This window comes from Paenibacillus sp. AK002 (genome assembly GCF_053903045.1).
In genome coordinates, this window is sequence record NZ_CP096377.1 from 3,013,998 (window position 1) to 3,032,651 (window position 18,654).

General features: G+C 49.8%; 16 protein-coding genes. All 16 read left to right on the forward strand.

The genetic code is table 11. The features are described from left to right. Window positions 1–15: 15 nt before the first annotated feature. The 16 genes from M1D70_RS13520 (at window position 16) to M1D70_RS13595 (ending at window position 18,644) form a co-directional block, all read left to right on the forward strand. Entirely contained in the window at window positions 16–1,110 is a 1,095-nt protein-coding gene (locus M1D70_RS13520; protein ID WP_009593527.1) for a GerAB/ArcD/ProY family transporter, read from the forward strand. A 147-nt stretch (window positions 1,111–1,257) separates the two neighbouring features. Next, window positions 1,258–2,037: a MerR family transcriptional regulator gene (locus tag M1D70_RS13525; protein WP_456290431.1), complete on the forward strand. Its 780-nt coding sequence runs from the start codon at window positions 1,258–1,260 to the stop codon at window positions 2,035–2,037. Next, a complete protein-coding gene (locus M1D70_RS13530; protein ID WP_456290112.1) occupies window positions 2,034–2,690 on the forward strand; it encodes a GAP family protein in 657 nt (218 codons plus the stop codon). Before M1D70_RS13525 ends, M1D70_RS13530 begins: the two co-directional genes overlap by 4 nt. A 185-nt stretch (window positions 2,691–2,875) precedes the next feature. Further along, window positions 2,876–3,463 (forward strand): biliverdin-producing heme oxygenase, encoded by a 588-nt coding sequence (locus M1D70_RS13535; RefSeq protein ID WP_456290113.1) that lies wholly within the window; start codon window positions 2,876–2,878, stop codon window positions 3,461–3,463. Between the two features lie 269 nt (window positions 3,464–3,732). Then, window positions 3,733–6,021 (forward strand): 5-methyltetrahydropteroyltriglutamate--homocysteine S-methyltransferase, encoded by a 2,289-nt coding sequence (metE, locus tag M1D70_RS13540; RefSeq protein ID WP_456290114.1) that lies wholly within the window; start codon window positions 3,733–3,735, stop codon window positions 6,019–6,021. Window positions 6,022–6,322: 301 nt separating this feature from the next. Then, entirely contained in the window at window positions 6,323–7,765 is a 1,443-nt protein-coding gene (locus tag M1D70_RS13545; protein ID WP_456290115.1) for an N-acetylmuramoyl-L-alanine amidase, read from the forward strand. Window positions 7,766–7,852: 87 nt separating this feature from the next. Continuing rightward, a complete protein-coding gene (locus tag M1D70_RS13550) occupies window positions 7,853–8,551 on the forward strand; it encodes a response regulator transcription factor (protein WP_456290116.1) in 699 nt (232 codons plus the stop codon). Window positions 8,552–8,554: 3 nt separating this feature from the next. Beyond that, window positions 8,555–10,012 (forward strand): ATP-binding protein, encoded by a 1,458-nt coding sequence (locus M1D70_RS13555; protein WP_456290117.1) that lies wholly within the window; start codon window positions 8,555–8,557, stop codon window positions 10,010–10,012. After that, on the forward strand, window positions 10,009–11,148 hold the full coding sequence (locus M1D70_RS13560; RefSeq protein ID WP_456290118.1) for a hypothetical protein: 1,140 nt from the start codon (window positions 10,009–10,011) through the stop codon (window positions 11,146–11,148). The genes M1D70_RS13555 and M1D70_RS13560 overlap by 4 nt, the downstream gene beginning before the upstream one ends. Window positions 11,149–11,457: 309 nt before the next feature. After that, window positions 11,458–11,910 carry a hypothetical protein gene (locus M1D70_RS13565; protein ID WP_456290119.1) on the forward strand — a complete coding sequence of 151 codons (453 nt, stop codon included), beginning with the start codon at window positions 11,458–11,460 and terminating at the stop codon, window positions 11,908–11,910. Between the two features lie 73 nt (window positions 11,911–11,983). Next, entirely contained in the window at window positions 11,984–12,871 is an 888-nt protein-coding gene (locus tag M1D70_RS13570; protein ID WP_009591777.1) for a YwqG family protein, read from the forward strand. 89 nt (window positions 12,872–12,960) lie between these two features. Continuing rightward, entirely contained in the window at window positions 12,961–13,692 is a 732-nt protein-coding gene (locus M1D70_RS13575; RefSeq protein ID WP_456290120.1) for a class I SAM-dependent methyltransferase, read from the forward strand. Window positions 13,693–13,927: 235 nt separating this feature from the next. After that, window positions 13,928–15,547, forward strand: coding sequence for a histidine kinase N-terminal 7TM domain-containing diguanylate cyclase (locus M1D70_RS13580; RefSeq protein WP_456290121.1), 1,620 nt, complete (start codon window positions 13,928–13,930; stop codon window positions 15,545–15,547). 123 nt (window positions 15,548–15,670) lie between these two features. After that, window positions 15,671–16,009 (forward strand): bacillithiol system redox-active protein YtxJ, encoded by a 339-nt coding sequence (gene ytxJ, locus M1D70_RS13585; protein WP_009591778.1) that lies wholly within the window; start codon window positions 15,671–15,673, stop codon window positions 16,007–16,009. A gap of 39 nt (window positions 16,010–16,048) precedes the next feature. After that, window positions 16,049–16,381 carry a thioredoxin family protein gene (locus M1D70_RS13590; RefSeq protein WP_009591782.1) on the forward strand — a complete coding sequence of 111 codons (333 nt, stop codon included), beginning with the start codon at window positions 16,049–16,051 and terminating at the stop codon, window positions 16,379–16,381. A 556-nt stretch (window positions 16,382–16,937) separates the two neighbouring features. Continuing rightward, entirely contained in the window at window positions 16,938–18,644 is a 1,707-nt protein-coding gene (locus M1D70_RS13595) for a methyl-accepting chemotaxis protein (RefSeq protein WP_456290122.1), read from the forward strand. Window positions 18,645–18,654: the final 10 nt, after the last annotated feature.

Below are 18,654 nucleotides of genomic sequence, written 5' to 3' on the forward strand. Positions count from 1 at the left end.
AGGGTTTGGTAATACGTGATCAAATACAAGGATATCGCACCACGGCAATTTTATATACTGGCCTTCGGTTTGACCATCGGTACCTCGATTCTGGTTACGCCTTCCGGATTAGCGCATACCGCCCGGGAAGATGCGTGGATGGCCTCTCTCTTCAGTTTGCTCATTAACCTCCTCATGGTCGTGCTGTATATAGCCATTGCGCGTCTCTATCCCGGCCAATCGATCTTCGAGATACACGAAAAGGTGCTAGGGAAGCTGCTGGGCAAACTCTTCTCGCTGATCTATTTGTTTTATTTTTTGATTCTTACAGGTACTTTACTTGGCAACCTGGGCTTTTTTCTGAGCAGTGAAATGATGCCGGAGACCCCGATCGAGGCCATTCAAATCTTGTTCTTAATAGCGGCCGTCATGTGCGCCAGAATGGGCATCATTCTGTTGGCCCGCGTCGGTGAATTGATGTTTCCGTGGATCGTATTTCTGTTTATGGTCCTTGTCCTCTCGCTTATCCCCCAGATCGATTGGAACCATATCAAGCCGATGCTGGAGGAAGGCTGGATGCCCGTGGCTAAGGCCGGATTCCATTCTTCCATGTTCCAGGAGCTGATTGTGTTAATGGTATTCCTGCCCTTGGTCAAAGGAGAGAAGGAAGGGGAGAGGGCATTGATGCGGGGAGCCGCTTCAGGCGGGCTCGTCCTTAGCATTGCCGTCCTGCTCAGCGTGCTAATTTTGGGGATTGAACAGACGGAGAACAGCACGTTTCCGGCATATGCACTTGCGAAGACGATTAATTTAGGGAATTTCTTTCAACGTGTCGAAGGCATATTGATTACGCTGTGGATCCTGACTTTTTTTATCAAGATTTCTCTGCTGTATCTTTCGATTCTTCAAGGCATGAAAACCGTGTTCGGTCTGAAGGACCAGAATTCGTTAATTTATCCGTTGTCCGTGCTGTTTGTCGTCGTGGCCTGGAATACATACATCAACACCGTTTATGTCGCCGATATCATTCAGAACGTGTGGTCAAGCTATGCGCTCCTCCACTTGATCGTGATTCCCATCGTCCTCTATCTGGTCGGGATAACGCGAACGAAAATCCTCAGCTTGAAATGATACCAGCATGGTATGGAAAAAGCCCGAAAGCCGGGGCTTTTTTTTGTTTTATATGTGCATGGACATGATTTTCTTCGAAAATGACTTGAAAGTGACGTTGCGTCATCTTGTATAGTGGAGTTACCGGAGAACTTAAGAAAGCAGGTGATGAAATCGATTCCCATTCAAGAATTGTCCAAACAGACGGGCATTACGGTAAGAACGCTTCGCTATTATGATCAGATCGGCCTGCTGATTCCGGCAGCCAAGACTCCTGGTAAACACCGGATATACAGCGAGGAGGAGCTAAAGAAGCTGCAGCAAATTCAGTTTCTGAAAAAGCTGGGCTTCAGCTTGCAGGAAATTTCGGATATGATTTCGAACCCGGAATGGAACTGGTCATCCAGTTTGATGAATCAGTTGGACTTCGTGAAGAATGAACAAAACAAGCTGAACCAAATGGAATCCGCGCTCCGGGCCGTCCTGCATAGCATTGCCGTGGAAGGGGAGACAAGCTGGGATGTGATTCAGAAGCTGATCCATCTCTCAGGAAGAGACCCCTCATTAAAGCATGCGTTCCGACAACAAATGTTTGAGAGGCGCGAAGAAGAGCTGCTGGACCTCCTCCCGAATATGAACAGTACAGATCCGGATTCGCTAGAATGGATCGCTCTGCTGGGACAGCTTAAAAAGCGTATGGAGAACGGACCCGGTTCTCCTGAAGTACAGAGGATCATCAGACGCATGGATGAAAAACGCCGGGAGCATTTTGAAGGCGAAGACCCCTTCGTGGATAAATTGTGGGAGATCCGCAAATCTCCTTCGCAGTCCGAGCAGATGGGCTTGTACCCCATTGAGGAAGAGCTTCTTCAGTTTATGGAGCTGGCATTTAATATCTATGCTACAGGAGTGGAAGAAAAACTAGACGAAGAGGGGGAGACATCATGACAACGGAACTGCTGCTCTCCGTAGGTGCGTTGTCGCTCCTGGATACCTTGAGCCCCGCCACGCTCGGCGTAACGGTTTATTTGCTGTTGACGGAGCGGGATCGGTTGATCACCCGATTATTGGTCTATTTGTTCACGGTGGCAGGCTTTTATTTCTTGGTTGGTGCCGCACTGATGCTCGGTTTGGATGCTGTTCTTCAGAGCGTAACAGGCATCTTTCAGAATCGAACGGTAAGCTGGGTTATGGCTGTTACCGGCGGCGTTTTGTTTGCTGCCAGTTTTTTTGTCCCGACGAAAAAGACGACGGAACCGAGACGTCCAAGATCCAAAAGCCTCGGGGCGATGATCGGGCTGGGTTTCACCACGTCCCTGCTGGAGGTGGCGACGGCACTGCCCTATTTTGCGGCGATCGGGCTGATGACATCGGCCCAACTGACACCGGTTCAATGGGTACCCGTCCTGGCTGCGTATAATGTGATCATGGTGCTTCCTCCGCTCCTATTGCTCGGTGCACACCTTGCATTTGGCCGCATGGTGCAGCCTCCGCTGGAGAAGCTGCGGCTGAAAATCGCCCAGAGCTCCGGATCGGTGCTTTCGTGGGTTTTGTGTATTGCGGGACTGATTTTGGTGCTGAACAGCATAGACAACCTATAATGACCGCCTCTCGTTCTTTTCGTTCCCGGCTACCGAAACCGAGGAGCCTGCTATGTATTCATATGAATCTCGTTATGATATATTTATCGCAGGGTTCATCGACCGTCAGACACCTCGGATTATGGTTTGCTGAAGATGTGCTTTGATCCAGCAACACAGCTCGAAACATGATAGGGGGTTATCCATTGAGCACACGGATTTTAGAACGGTTAAGAGAAGAGACGGCACCGCAGCATGAACAAATCGAACAGAATCCATACGCGAAGGCTGCATTCGACCAGACCCTGACGATCGATCAATATCGATCATATTTAGCGAAGTTTTACGGATTCATTAAACCGGCCGAAACGAAGTTTATGGCAGAGGATGCCGTCAACGATATGGGATTGGATATGTCGATGCGGATGAAGTCGGAACATTTGGAAGAAGATCTGATGCATCTGGATATGACTCAGGATGAAATAAATCAGCTTCCGCTGTGCAGCCGGCTGCCCGAGCTGGGCACGCCTGCGCAAATATGGGGGTATCTCTATGTGATGGAGGGGTCCACACTCGGTGGCCAAGTCATCACGAAACAACTGATGAAGTTCTTGCCCGTAAGTCCCGAGTCGGGCATTCGTTATTTCCATGCATACGGTCAAGAGACCAAGCCAAGATGGACCGAATTCCGGGAAGCGCTGCTGTCGAACGGCTTGAATGATTCCGATGAAATCATCGATTCGGCGAAGGAAACGTTCCGTTTGCTGGATGCTTGGATCCGAGATTCGGCATAGACATCACAATCATCTCATTTCAAATAATAGAATCGCATGAAGACCGTGATGAGAAACCGCGTAATAACGCGGTTTTTTGCGTTGCTTCTTTTCAGATCATTCATATGACAAGCGCTTGATCGGCAAGAAGGAAGGAGAGTCTTCATTCATCATCTCAGCTGCCTCGCTATAGCCGCAGGCTATAACTAGATATAGCTTATTTGAGTTACACTATACCGGGCGATACGTGATATCTTTCTTGTAACAATTTGTATAGGAGTGTTACATAGATGGCAAAAAGCAGTGTACTGGGATATCCGCGTATTGGCGCTGATCGGGAATGGAAGAAAGCTTTAGAAGCGTTCTGGGCGGGCAAGCTCGAAGAATCAGAGTTTCACAAGCAACTGCAGGAGATTCGGTTGAATCATTTGCGCAAGCAGCAAGAGAGCGGAATTGATCTGATCGCCGTCAATGATTTTAGTTATTACGATCATATCCTGGACACGGCCACCATGTTCGGCATCGTACCCAAGCGGTTCCCATATGAGGGCGGCATTGTTCCATTGTCTGTATACTATGGGATTGCACGCGGCACGAAGGATGCTACAGCAAGTGAAATGACCAAGTGGTTTAACACCAATTATCACTACATCGTGCCGGAATTGGACGGAGCTGTTCCTGTTCTTACCGAGAATAGGCCGCTTGCAGCCTATCGGGAGGCCAAAGAAAAGCTCGGCATTGAAGGCAAGCCGGTCATTGTCGGTCCGCTCACCTTCCTGAAGCTGTCCAAAGGCTACCAAGCCTCGGAAACGGATGCCTGGCTTGATAAATTGCTGCCGCTGTACGTTCAGATCCTTCAGGAGCTTGCACACGAAGGCGTTCAATGGGTACAGATCGACGAGCCGATCCTGGTTACGAAATTAAGCGAAGCCGATCTGAAGCGATTAGCCACCATCTATGAAACGTTTGCGGCTTCGGCACCCGGCCTCAACATCATGCTGCAAACCTACTTCGAATCGGTGGAAAACTACCAGGACATCATCCAGCTGCCGGTTAGCGGCATCGGTCTTGACCTGGTCCACGGATACAAAGGCAATCTGCAAGCCATCCAACAATCCGGATTTCCGGCGAACAAAGTTTTGGGGGCTGGAATCATCGACGGACGCGGAATCTGGAAGGCGTCGCTTCGCGAAAAGCTGTCGCAATTGGAGGAGCTGACGAAATACGTGGCAGGCGAGCGCTTGATCGTGCAATCTTCGTGCAGCTTGCTCCATGTACCGGTGACGGTAAGCAAGGAAACCAAATTGCAGCCTGAACTAAAGGGCGCTCTCGCTTTTGCAGACGAGAAGCTGATTGAATTGGATCTGCTGACAAAAGCCATCTCCACGGGAGCTGCCCGTATCGAGAAGGAATTGGAACATAACGATCTTGCGCTTCAGGCGCTTAAGCAGTCGGAAGAGCGTAATCGAATCGACGTTCAGCGAGCTGTAGCCGAGGTTAGCGCTCAGAATCCGGCTCGCAGTCTTCCATTCGCGGATCGTCATGTTGCCCAACAGAACAAGTGGCAGCTGCCCATATTCCCGACGACGACCATCGGCAGCTTCCCGCAGTCAGCCGAGGTGCGCAAGGCTCGCCAGGCGTGGCGCAAGGGGGAGTGGAATAACGAGCAGTACGAGCAATTCATTCAGGAGCAGATCGATATTTGGATCAAGCTTCAGGAAGAGATCGGCCTGGATGTGCTTGTGCACGGCGAGTTTGAAAGAACGGATATGGTGGAGTTTTTCGGTGAGAAGCTTGGAGGATTTGCCTTCACCCAGTTTGGATGGGTGCAATCTTACGGATCCCGCTGCGTGAAGCCTCCTGTTATTTTCGGCGATGTGGCATTCGAGCAGCCGATGACGGTAGAAGAAACGAAATATGCACAGTCGAAGACCAGCCGTCCCGTGAAAGGCATGCTGACCGGGCCGATCACGATCATGAACTGGTCGTTCGTACGCGAGGACATCTCGAGGGAACAGATTGCGTACCAATTGGCTTATGCCCTCAGACAGGAAGTCGAAGCGCTCGAGCAAGCCGGCATCGGGATGATTCAGGTTGACGAGCCCGCAGTTCGCGAAGGGCTGCCGCTGAAGGAAGAAGACCAAGCGGAGTATCTTGCATGGGCTGTCAAAGCCTTCCGCATGACGACCTGCACGGTCCAGCCGACCACGCAAATTCACACGCATATGTGTTATTGCGAGTTCCATGACATGATCGATTCGATCGAGGCGATGGATGCCGACGTCATCTCGATCGAAACCTCCCGCAGCCATGGCGAGCTGATCCATAGCTTCGAGGTGAATACGTATAAGCTTGGGATTGGGCTCGGGGTATACGATATCCACAGTCCGCGGGTGCCTCGCGTGGAAGAGATGACCAGCATGATCGAACGGGCGCTGCGCGTATTGGATCCGAAGCTGTTCTGGATCAATCCGGACTGCGGTCTCAAGACGCGCGGGATGGAAGAAACGGTTGCCTCCCTGCGTAACATGGTTCAAGCCACGGAGATCGCCCGTTCGTCCTACTCGCTGAACGTGTAGCAGCCATAATATTAACCCTTCTGCTGCTTTCGGTTGAGGTCGATATGTCTTTGGACGTTTCAGGTGATTACTCGTCGCAGCGGCTTAATGAATTTAATAGGGTACGAATCTCGGGAAGCCGCACTTTGTGCGGCTTTTTTTTGTGCTGAGGTGATGCAGTGCTTCAAAACCTATGAAAATAGATTTCATAGTATCGTTTCGGACACAAGTTGTTGACATCTTGGCAAAATCGTTGTCACATCCGGCCTTTATATTCTTCTTATGGAATCGTATCTAGCACGATCACCCAGAAGGAGGAGCCATGATTGATCACAAGAAACGCAAAAAATTTCCCATGCTATTCTATGTTCTGCTCATTGCCATCATGTTTATTGTCGGATTCAGATTGGTAGTCAACACAGGTGCATCCACGGTGGAAATGATACCGGCATCTTCCGCCAAACGTGCGGAGTCTTATCAGTCACTTCCTGCCACGACAGATCATCAAGGGACATTTCGTATCGTCATCGACCCAGGTCATGGCGGAAAAGATCCCGGAGCTACCGGCGTCAGCGGCGCTTATGAGAAGGAGTTCAACCTGTCCCTTGCTGTACGGATTGCAGCCCTCCTTGAGGAGGATCCTATGTTCGAGCCTCTCTTGACGCGCACGGATGACCGTTTCATTGAGCTGGAAGAACGGGCAGCCATCGCGAATGATTGGAATGCGGACGCCATGATCTCCATCCATGGCAACACGTATACGGACCCCATGACATCGGGAACCGAAACCTTATACCGGCATGAGGACAGCATTCCTTTGGCCCAAACCCTGCAGGAGCATGTAGTGAAGGCGATCGAGCTGCGTGATCGCGGCGTAAAGGAAGAGCAGTTAAAAGTACTGTCTACGCCGACGATGCCAGCCGTGCTGATCGAAGCGGGGTATCTGACCAATGCCGAGGATGAGCGTTTGCTGCTGAGTGATGACGGACAAGAGCTTGCGGCACAAGCCATAGTGGAAGGGCTCAAAGACTACTTTACGGGCACCGAACGACTTTCGTTTGAGCTGCAAGCAAAGGGGGATTTAGATCAACCGTCCGAATCCCCTCTAAGCGGAACCGGGAACCCATCCATGGAGAAGAAGGTGTACTTTAACGGATCTTCCAGAGACGGAAAACAGGTCGCCCTAACGTTCGATGATGGCCCGGATGCCGTTGTTACGCCCCAAATCCTTGATATTCTAAAGGAGCATGATATTAAAGCTACCTTTTTCATATTAGGAGACCGGGCAAAGAGACATCCTGAGACCGTGCAGCGGATCGCGGAGGAGGGACACACGATAGGGAACCATTCCTGGTCGCATCCCAACTTCAAGGAGTTGACCTTGGAGGAAGCGACGAAGCAGATAACGGATACGCAGGAGGAACTGAACGACATTATCGGTTATCGGCCATCCTTGTTCAGGCCTCCTTACGGCGCTTTGGATGCGGACAAGGAGAAGGCTATACAGAATATGGATTTAGCGGTCGTGAACTGGTCCGTGGATACGATGGATTGGTCAGGGGTGTCCGCGCAGGAGATCATGAGGATCATCGACAAGCAGTTGAAGCCCGGAGGCATCATTCTGCAGCATACCGCAAACGGAAAGAATCAACTTGCCAACACGCTTGAAGCCCTGGAGTTGTTCATACCGGATTTGAAAGACCAAGGCTATTCATTCGTCACCGTACCGGATCTGCTGCATTTGCCTGAATCTCAGCCTGAATGAATACTAATAGTATGGATTTATCATAAGCAGCCCGTATATGCTAAAATCGATTCATTAACTAGCTCATACGGAAAGAATGGAGACTTCATGACAAAAACGAAAATTCTCATTATCGAAGACGAGGAGCCGATCGCCGATCTGCTGGCTTATGGCCTCGCGATGGAGGGTTTTGAAACCCGTACCGCGTCCAGCGGTGCCGCAGGCTTTAGGGAGCTTGCGGCATTTCATCCCGATCTGCTGCTTCTGGATTGGATGCTGCCCGACCAAAGCGGGCTCGATATATGCAAAAAAGTAACAACGGACTATAACATCCCCATATTCATGATTACGGCAAAATCCGACATTACGGATAAAGTGCTCGGGCTTGAATTTGGTGCCGATGACTATATTACGAAGCCCTTCGATCTGAGGGAGGTGGTCGCCCGAATTCGCACGATCCTCCGGCGGCTGGATCAGGCGAACCAGGGGGATAGGGAAGGGGCGCCGGAAGCCGTGATCCGCTTTAAGGGCATCGAGATCGTAACGGAAGAGCGACTGGTCAGGAAAGACGGAAGCCCGGTTGATCTTACGCCGAAGGAATTCGACCTGCTCATGACCATGTACGGTCACCGGGGGAAGATTTATACCCGCTCGGAACTGCTGGATTTAGTCTGGGGTTATGATTTCATGGGGGATACGCGGACGGTGGATACGCATATTCAGAGGCTCCGCAAAAAATTGGATGCCGGCGATCTGATCACAACCGTATTCGGCATCGGGTATAAGTTCGAGAAGCAGGTGGAATAAGAGATGATCCGGACCATCAGAGCCAAGTTTATTGTTGGTTTTTTTGTGATCTTCAGTCTGTCGTTCCTCGTACTTAATCAAACCGTCAAGGAGATCATTCGGACAAGCAATCAGAAGATCGTAACTTCCGATCTGGTCGGACTTAAAAACAACAGCAATGTATATGTAAGGCAAGCTTTCCTTATCAATCATTTTACGAACAATAAGCTATATTTCGGGCAGATGGCCGAGGAAATGGTAAATGATTTGAAACATGCTACCTCTAGCCATGTCAGCGCGTACACCGTCGACGGCAAGTTATTGTTCTCATCGGACGAGAAAAGATTCTCGGGACCCTCGGATGCGGATCTTCGCCAAGCGATCGAGGGAAAGACGGCCTATACCATCACCTATGGCCGAAACAGCGGAACCGTTCTCTATTCATATCCGGTTATCATCGACGGAGTCAAGGTCGGCATATTGAGGTTTACTAAGGATTTTACCCTTCTCTACGAACAAAGCGGCCGAATCATGGACATTATTTTTTACATTGCGCTTGCCATATTCGGAGCAGCGTTCCTGTTCTCGTACTTGCTGTCCAGGAATATTACCATACCGTTAGTGAAGCTTACCCGCGCTTCCACTGAAGTAAAGAACGGGAACCTGGATGTTCGAATCCGATTCCGGCGAAGAGATGAAATCGGCGAACTGGCTCTGAATTTCAATGACATGATCGATCGGATCGGTAGCCAGATATCCACGATTGAGCGTGATCGGGATCGCTTGAAGGAGCTTAATGCGCAAGAGAAACGTTTTTTTGACAATGTGACCCATGAACTCAAAACGCCGCTCACCTCCATTCTGGGTTATGCCGAGATCATTCGGGAGAAAGGGGATGACGATCGGGAGTTCTTCGATAAGGGCATGAATCACATCGTTGAAGAGAGCCGACGTCTGCATGGCATGGTGCTAAGGCTGCTGGAAGTATCGCAGCACAACCCTGGTGAAGAGGATGTAGAGCTTGTGGATTCGGGTAAAATTTTGCGCGATGTAGTTGATTCCATGTCGTTCCGGGCGAAGCGCTATAAAAAGAGCATCATTTGCGAGGCAGAGGAAGGGTCCTTCGTGCTTGGCCAGCCAGACCGGTTGCGCCAGCTCTTTATCAATCTTCTGGATAATGCCATCAAATACAGTGCTGCCCAATCGGAAATTACCGTCAAGGCTGAGCGTGCGGACGGAAGCGTTCGTTATACCTTCGATAATCCCGGAGAACCCATACCGGCGGACGAGCTTGCAAACGTCTTTCAGCCGTTCTACTCGGTGAGCCAGAAGCAGAAGGAAGAGGGCAGTGTGGGTCTGGGCCTCAGTATCGTTAAATCCATCGTCGATGATCACGGCGGAACCATCCGTATCATCAGCGAGAATTTTCATACTGTCGTCTACGTTGAAATTCCTTATGTAAAGGCGGAGGCTGTCCAATGAGATATCGATATAAAGGGCTTGTTTTATGCATTGCTATTGCCTTAATTATACTGACAGGCTGTTCAAGCGGACTGCAATCAGAGACCATCATTATCCCCGGCGCGGAACCGGAACAAGCCGTGGACGAGGGAAGCCGGCCTTTCCAAGTGAGGACGATTTATCGAATGCCAGAATCCAAGGAACAAGGTGAATTGCTCGGCTGGTCATCATCCGAGTCGGTGATCGGTCTTTTTTATGTAACCGAAGCAGTAAATGCGGCGAAATTGAGCTTGCAGCGTTTTTCCCCCCCGTACGAGCGAGCCGACCATTTGTTAGAGATTGAAATGAAAAAGTTCTCGTATCAATTGTCCCCCAATGGAAAATATGTTTCAGGAATTGCCAAAACGGAGGAGGGCGTTTTTCTGCAATTGACAGCATATCCGGGCGGGGAGGTGGAAAGCCTCGAAGCTACGACAGAAGCCAATCAGGAGCTATGGTTTGAGGAACCGGCTTGGTCCGGCAACAGCCGGTTCGTAAGCTATATGGTGATGGAATCAAACAAAAGGCAGTCCAGTATCGGGATTTATGATACGCAAGCGGAATCGGCACGCGTTTATCGGTTGAAGGGTCTTGAAACGGAAGCCCTTCCCTTGAAAGTGATTGTCTCGGATGACGGGAAGATGGTGCTCATCGTTCTGGATGAATACGGTCACGGTCGTCGAATTGCTATGGGAGCCGTCAACGGCAATACGATTGATGTTCAGTATGAGCATGAAATCGGGGCAGACCAAGCCGCATGGTTGAACGATGACCAATTCGTTTTTTTAGGAACGGAGGGAACCTTGTACGTATATGACCGCAGAAATCACGAGCTGTCCATTCTGCTGGAGAAGGTGGACAGCTTTGAGTTCTCGCAGGATCGCAAATATGTCGCCTATTCCCAGAACGGGGAGGATACGATTTATGCAGGTAAGCTTCAAGGGAAGAATGTGCTGAGCGCAGAGCCCATCTATCATGGGGTCATACCTTCTAAGATGTATTGGAGTCCGGACCATCGCCGGCTGCTCGTGAACGGCCGCAAAAATTATTCCAAAGAGAAGGGGCCGGTTGCGATCGAACCCACGGATCAACAGCCATTTATAATCGAGTTCAAGTAAAGGGCTGAGTGTTCTTCGACCACCCATAGCGATTTTCCACGATGCGGCAGATTGAACGATAGGCGTTCGGTCTGCCGCTTGTTTCATGAATTCCGGAGGACATTCATGTCCATTTAGAGATTCGGCATTCTTTTGTAGGGAGGATTGACAGATCAAACCAAAAGATGTTAAATTATCCGGCAACTAAACCTTGGCTGATGGGGTTTATATTATGAGAGTGCCGTGCCATTAACGTGCATAAGTGGAGGAGGATACGATAAAAGTGAGTAAGATCGCCCGTAACCTAGAGGGAATCAAGGCGGTATCGCGATGAGTGACAGGTCATGGCGTGTTTTTTTTTCAATCGTGGCGTTGATCATATTGTCGGGAGCGGTCTTTTCATTGGTTCAATCCAGAACGACCTACAAGGAGTTGATGGGCAATCAGATCCATGACACGCAGAAGATAGATAAAATTATCATTGAGAGAAGGGGCAGTTCTTACGATGAGGAGCGACTAAGCATTTCCGATCCGGCAACCATTGAACGGATCCTGAGCAGCTTCTCCGATGCGAAGTTACAAAGGATCGACCAATATCCAGGGGGGACGGATTACTGGATCTGGATTGATGTCGAATACAAGCACTATCTAATCCATTATACGGAACCGGATATCGTCCGGATTTCTCCGTATAGAGGCATACATAAGAAATATTCATGGACCTACAGGATCACCAATGGCTATGATAAGTCGATCATTCAAGATCTCTTTAAGGAAGAGTAACAAGTGACTTCGGATTAGGGTTAATTCGTAATCATGTCAGATTAAATTCTATGCAAAGATGAGGAACCGAACGATGAAGCTAACCGAACAAAATTTGAGCAAAATGCAGAATATCATCAAGGAGCATCAATTCGAACATGCCGCAGAGTATTTAATCGAGCATACGCGGCAAGGCGTACGATTATCCAAAAAGAAGCTGGAGGACTATGCCAAGTCAAACAACTCGCGCTTTGGAGGTGACCCGGATCTTCCCGAAGAGGTGGAGTGGCCCCTCAATTCGGAGGGAACACCGATGACGTTTCTGGCACAGCTGCAGTTGAAGGATGTGGCAGTCCAGGACGCCACTAGCTCGCTGCCGACAAGCGGAATGCTGTATTTCTTCGTTGGCGTGGATGAACCCGCCTATAACATTGAGCACCGTGTGCTCTATCTACCCGAGGGTCAGAGTTCGGGAGCGGTTCGCCGACGCGCTCCCGAGGAAACCGCGTTAGATGAGGTGTTCACCGGCTACCGTGTGGAAGCCCGAGCCACGCTGGAGCCGCCTAATTACGGCTATGTGGATGATGAGCTCATCGAGGATGACGAGCATGATTATGAATCATACGAGGAGCTGTGCTTCCAATTGACGGGCCTCGATTCCGGCGACGTCGGGACCATCTTTGGCTACCCTTCTACCCAGCACGGCGATTGCGAGTTTGAGGCTGCGCTCATGCTGTTAACCGGTTCGGAGTACAATTACTCTATGGATGCAGCCATGCAGCAGATCACCAAGCATTGCGGCGGCAGCGCGGAACGCGCGCAGCAGGAAATTCAGGATACGGTGCTGCTGCTGGCTGTCGATTCGGACGACGATGTCGGTTTTTGCTGGTGGGATGCGGGGGAACTGCAATTTTTCATTCGAAAGGAAGATCTGCTGGCCAACAATTTCGAGCGTACGTATTGTTCCCTGTACTCAAGCTGATCGTCAATCAAACGTGTTAGTGCGATTATAAGGCGCAGCAATGGTAGAGGACCAGGAATTCAGCAGGTACATATGGAGGTTATGGAACCATGAAGGAGAAGGTTTTGAAGGCATACGACAAGCTGGCTGGGGACTACGAACGGCATGTGGATTCGCAGAGCGGGCACAATGCCTTTTACGAGAGGCCGGCCATGCTCCGGATGCTGCCGAAGAACATGGAGCGGATGACCGTATTGGATGCCGGATGTGCCGCCGGGTGGTATACGGAGCAATTGATTCAACGGGGGGCTAGGGTAACGGCGATCGATCTGAGCCCGTCGATGATTGAAGCCTGCAAAAGGCGAGTGGGCAGTGAAGCGACCATCGCTGCATTCGATCTGACTGAGGCCCTGCCATTTGCAGATGAAGCTTTCGATTACATCGTAAGTTCATTGACGCTTCATTACATTGAGGAGTGGCTGCCAACCTTTCGCGAATTTCAGCGGGTGCTGAAACCAGGAGGCAGCTTGATTTTCTCCGTGCATCATCCCTTTATGGATTTTAAGCATTTTGACCGGCAAGACTACTTTGCACGAGAGCTGCTGACGGAGATTTGGAACAAACCGGAGTCCGGACCCGTCGAGGTCGCTTTCTATAGAAGACCGATGCAAGAAATCATCAACGTGACTTCCTCCTGTTTTAGCATCGAAGAGATTGTCGAGCCGCAGCCGAGCTTAGAGTTTAAAGACAAGCCGGAGGCGGAGGCCTGGATGGCAAAATGGTATGATCGATTAATGACGAATCCTCATTTCTTGATCGTGAAAGCCCGAAATTCAAAATAGCAAAAGGAACCGCGAACTTGCGGTTCCTTTTTGCAATTCATCCCGCATGGAGGAGCGTCGGGCAAGAGGACCGAAGTCAGCGGTACCTTTCACGAGAGCGCATCGTTTGCAACAGCGGGTATCAAGCTTCCAACAGATGGAACATTGTTCCGATAGGTGTACTATGGTACGATCGGAATAAGATTCGATCGGTTATCATGGCCGACTCATCACACGCAGATTTGGAGCCTACATAATGGGAACACCTTACTCCGCTGTTATTACGCTGATCGTCACGGCAGGCGTATTGAACATTATCATGGGTCTTTACGTGCTGTCAGGACGCTCGAAGCTTGCAACGGTAAAAACCTTCTTCATCTTCAGCATGCTGGCCGCGATTTATACATTCGGTGCTGCACTCGAATTGTCCAGCCGTTCGCTTCAAGAGATTCAGTTCTGGATCAAGTTTGAATATCTAGGGATGCCGTTCTTGCCGCCCCTTAATTTATTGATCATTCTGACTTATTTGGGCATGGAACGATATTTGAGACCCGGCCTGCTGATTTCAATGTTTGTCATACCGGTCGTAACCCTGCTGCTTGTTATGACCAACGAACTACATCATCTATATTATCGGGATATTCTATTACGGCCGGACGTTTCCGCTTTGAAGGTGGATATCGTAGCCGGACCCTGGTATATCATTCAGGGCGCCTACACTTTCGCCTGCTTGATAGGCGGGGTCGTACTGCTGCTTCGCAGCTGGCGCAAGATGCCATCCTACCGCTTTCAGCTGGGCACGATGCTGGTTGGTCTTGTCCTGCCCCTTATCGGCGATTTTCTCTATCTTGGCGGACTCACGCCCGATGGTATGGACCCGATCCCCGTCATCATGACGTTGACCTCGGCCCTTTATCTCTGGGCATTGACATCCAAGGGTTTGTTTCATGTGGCGCCGATAGCGAGGGATAATCTCTTTTCGAGCATGCGGGAGGGCGTCCTCGTATTGGATCTGGACAACCGTTTGGTTGACTTCAATCCGGCTGCGGCAACCATGATGCCGGAGCTGAGCCCTTCGGCCATTGGAGAACCGTTACATGAGATGTGGCAGCTTCACACCGCAGAGCCCATTTTCGGTATGGGGGAACGGGAAGGTCCGGATAAGGGAGAAGCGGACATTGAAGAGATTCGCTGGCAATTAGGAAATCATTCGCTTCATTATCAGATCAGGTCTTCTACCGTTCGCAACCAGAGAGGGCGAGAGGCTGGACGATTAATCGTCCTGATCGACGTAACCGATAAGGCGCGTCTTCAAGAAGAGCTGCGGCAGATGGCCTACTACGATGGTTTGACTCGAATCTATAACCGCTCGCACTTTATGAAACTCAGTTACGCCCTTCTGAATCAGGCGGTTCGGAATCGTGAGCCACTCGCTTTCCTGCTGTTCGATATCGACCATTTCAAACGGATCAACGATGTTTACGGCCACGATATTGGCGACCAAGCCCTGCAGCACATCGTCGAATTAACGCGGAAGACACTGCGGGCTGAGGACCTGTTCGCCCGTTATGGCGGCGAAGAGTTCGCCGTTGCCATGCCCGGTCACTCGACTTCGGAGGCAACAGCAGCTGCGGAGCGGATCCGTGCCAAGCTGCTCGCGCAGCCGATGACTACGCCGCAAGGACCGCTGATGATTACAGCCAGCTTCGGCGTTGCCGCGGTGAAGACAAGCTCACATAACGGCACAGTCGATGCGGAAGCAGAAGAAGCTTGGTGGGATACTGAATTAAAGAAGGTATTAAAGCAGGCGGATCGCTCGCTATACGAAGCCAAACGCTCCGGTCGTAACACGATTCGGGTGTCGGATGAGGAGTAATACCAGCATAGACTTAGGATCAATTGAACCTTCATATGAAAAATAGCGGAATCTATGTGTATAATAGCTAATGGTTGTATAATGAATGCAATGCGAAATATCACATCTAAGGGGAGAAATCATATGTTATGGAATGAAATCACGACACTGGAAGAATGGGACCACATTCTGAAAAAATCCTCCGAACGCGGTCAAGTCATTTTGAAGCACAGCACGACATGCCCGGTTAGCGCCAACGCTTTGGCAGAGTTTGAATCTTATTTGAAAAAGACGCCAAACGGCGATGTGGATTACACCTTGGTCAAAGTCATCGAATCCCGTCCGGTTTCCAATAAAATCGCCGAGGATTTGAACGTGAAGCATGAATCGCCGCAAATCATCTACGTGAAGGACCAAGCGAAGTACTGGACGGCTTCCCATTGGGCGGTAACAACGGAGCACATCACAGCCGTTCTGGACTGAACAACAGCCTGCAAGTCGACGGAAAGCAAGGTGTTCATAATGAAAGATCTGGAAGAACTGACATCCATCGAGGCGATCGAACGATTTATTGAAGATCACACCTTCAGTTTTGTATATGTATCCCGGGAAGATTGCAGCGTATGCCATGCGATACTACCCAAACTTAGAGAACTGTTAACCCAGTTCCCGCGTATCTCGCTGGGCCGTATCCAGGCCGAAGCGGTAGGGGAAATCGCCTCGAAATTTTTGATATTCACCGCACCAGCGCTCCTCCTATTCGTAGAGGGCAAAGAGCTTGTAAGGGAAGATCGATTCGTACAGTTCGGGGAGTTAGAGCGAAAATTAAACCAAATCATGAATTTCGTTAACTAGGTCTCTTATTCATGCAATGAATGCATTAGGCGATATTCCAAAGTCTTCTGACTTATCGGAATATCGCCTTTTTGCGTTTATTTTGTGATGCTGCTTCATGAGATCCCTTCGGATGAAAGTTCGAATAATTGTCGAAAACCGGGACTTATTTGCATTCGAATATTACTAAAGTATTAAAAATCGACATGAAATAGCCGATCTATTAATAGTACAAAAGATGTAAGGTTATGGAACCATGTAGAGCCAATGCATCGTTGTTCCCCCGTTTCGCATAACAAGAGGTTTTCGAGAAATAACCCTTTACCAAAATCATAACGGAGGAAGAAATGCGCTTCTTTACATCTGAACAATTTTGAAAACGGTCAAGTATTACGAAAAATCCCTGAAATTTTCATTGTATCCAGGAAAGCAGGTGATGCGAAAAGTGAGTTAAAAGGGATCCCTGTTATATTTGAAAATACATATGAGTTATCAAAAGGAGAGACACCGAGTGAGTAAGCCAAAAACGTTCTCTAAAGGAATGCGTTTCAAAAACCTTAGCATTGTTACAAGAAACATGATATGGACGAGTCTCTATATCATGATCACGGGCGCCATCGTCATTGGTGCAAGCTTTTATATCCAGGACAATGTGCTGACCAAGCAGCTGCAATCCGATTCGGGGAAAATCATGGATACTTTGGTCAAGTCCGTATCCGTTCAAGATGCTGAAGCGGTTAAAGGTTCCACCGACCGGAATTCGGACATCCAGAAGAAGCTAACCGGCACGTTTGATGAGCTGTCCGTTACGTATCCTAACATCGCGCAAGGATATATTTTTGGACCTGAGCTGGAGGACGGCAACAAGACCTCGATTATCGCTATGCCTACGGCGGTGCTCGACATGTTTGCCGAAGAGAATTTGAATCTGGGCGACTTATACGAACAGCCGAAGATTCATGCCGACGCGGTCCGTGAAATGATGAAAACGAAAAAAATCGTCTATACCAAAGCGTATACAGACAATTACGGGACGTGGATCACCGTGCTGCATCCCTTCCAGAATTCGAACGGAGAAATTTTCGCTTACATGGGCATCGACGTGGATGCCAGCTTGATCGCCTCCGGGAAGCAGGAATTGCTCACCAACACGCTTTTTGCGCTGTTGATCACCCTGCTGATCGTATTGGCCCTGCAGTACTTCACGATTAGACGCACATTCGCCCCGATTCAGGCTTTAATGGGAGCGCTGGACAAGCTGAGCAAAGGCGATTTCACGGTCCAGTTAAAAGCAGGCGATGATGAACTCGGGCAGGTCAATGCCAAGTTCAATACGACGGTGAATCATATCAATGAGCTTGTTACCACAATCAAATCGGTATCGGAGCAATCTGCTGAGCAGTCCAAGTTCCTCTTCTCGGCCGTGGAAGTCAACAATAACAATTCTTCGGCGATTACCAAGAACATGGAGGAAATGTCCGAACGGGTCGCTGTGCAGAGCACTTCCATTACGGAAAGCGTGGTTTCGCTTGAGGAAATCTCATCCGGCGTATCGACGATTGCCGGCAATACATCGGATTTATCCGAAATATCCATCCAGATGAAGGCGCAGTCGGAACGGGGGAACCACAATGTGGAACAGGTGATTGAGCAGATGAATTCGATTGATCATTCGGTCAAAAATTCGGTGCATATCATCGAAAAGCTGCAGAACCGCTCCCATGAGATCGGACAGATCGTACAGGTTATTACCGAAATCGCTTCTCAGACGAATTTGTTATCGCTCAATGCAGGAATCGAGGCGGCCAGAGCGGGCGAAGAGGGCCGAGGTTTTGCCGTCGTTGCCAGCGAAGTGAAGAAGCTCTCGGAGGAATCGAGAAAATCGGCAGACCAAATCATTGAATTGGTTCGTTACATCCAGGATGAGACGGCATCCGCGGTAGAAGCCATCAGCGAAGGCGAACACAACGTCGTCAAGGGGATGGAGGTTGTCAAAGAAACCGGTGAGCTGTTCAAAGGCATGCTGGTGGCCACGGATACGGTAACCAGCCAAATTCAAGAGGTGTCTGCAGCAACCCAGCAGATGGTGGCCGAGACCGAACAGATCACCGCTGCGATTAAACAACTGGCTGAGCTCGCAGAGAAGAACTCTACCGTGTCGGGCGAGATCCGGATCAGTGCCCAGGAGCAGCAGGCTTCCTTCGCCAAAATCTTCGAATCTGCCGAGCAGATCAATCAGGTGTCCGCCGAACTGGAGGCCCTCGTAAACAGACTGCGAGTGTAAAGACGCCGGA

What these genes read in the sequence shown, in the direction of transcription:
- M1D70_RS13565 (WP_456290119.1), top strand. Translation starts at nt 11,458, where the DNA reads ATGAGTGACAGGTCATGGCGTGTTTTTTTTTCAATCGTGGCGTTGATC.
- M1D70_RS13555 (WP_456290117.1), top strand. Translation starts at nt 8,555, where the DNA reads ATGATCCGGACCATCAGAGCCAAGTTTATTGTTGGTTTTTTTGTGATC.
- metE (WP_456290114.1), top strand. Translation starts at nt 3,733, where the DNA reads ATGGCAAAAAGCAGTGTACTGGGATATCCGCGTATTGGCGCTGATCGG.
- M1D70_RS13545 (WP_456290115.1), top strand. Translation starts at nt 6,323, where the DNA reads ATGATTGATCACAAGAAACGCAAAAAATTTCCCATGCTATTCTATGTT.
- ytxJ (WP_009591778.1), top strand. Translation starts at nt 15,671, where the DNA reads ATGTTATGGAATGAAATCACGACACTGGAAGAATGGGACCACATTCTG.
- M1D70_RS13590 (WP_009591782.1), top strand. Translation starts at nt 16,049, where the DNA reads ATGAAAGATCTGGAAGAACTGACATCCATCGAGGCGATCGAACGATTT.
- M1D70_RS13530 (WP_456290112.1), top strand. Translation starts at nt 2,034, where the DNA reads ATGACAACGGAACTGCTGCTCTCCGTAGGTGCGTTGTCGCTCCTGGAT.
- M1D70_RS13560 (WP_456290118.1), top strand. Translation starts at nt 10,009, where the DNA reads ATGAGATATCGATATAAAGGGCTTGTTTTATGCATTGCTATTGCCTTA.
- M1D70_RS13580 (WP_456290121.1), top strand. Translation starts at nt 13,928, where the DNA reads ATGGGAACACCTTACTCCGCTGTTATTACGCTGATCGTCACGGCAGGC.
- M1D70_RS13550 (WP_456290116.1), top strand. Translation starts at nt 7,853, where the DNA reads ATGACAAAAACGAAAATTCTCATTATCGAAGACGAGGAGCCGATCGCC.
- M1D70_RS13595 (WP_456290122.1), top strand. Translation starts at nt 16,938, where the DNA reads ATGATATGGACGAGTCTCTATATCATGATCACGGGCGCCATCGTCATT.
- M1D70_RS13525 (WP_456290431.1), top strand. Translation starts at nt 1,258, where the DNA reads ATGAAATCGATTCCCATTCAAGAATTGTCCAAACAGACGGGCATTACG.
- M1D70_RS13570 (WP_009591777.1), top strand. Translation starts at nt 11,984, where the DNA reads ATGAAGCTAACCGAACAAAATTTGAGCAAAATGCAGAATATCATCAAG.
- M1D70_RS13575 (WP_456290120.1), top strand. Translation starts at nt 12,961, where the DNA reads ATGAAGGAGAAGGTTTTGAAGGCATACGACAAGCTGGCTGGGGACTAC.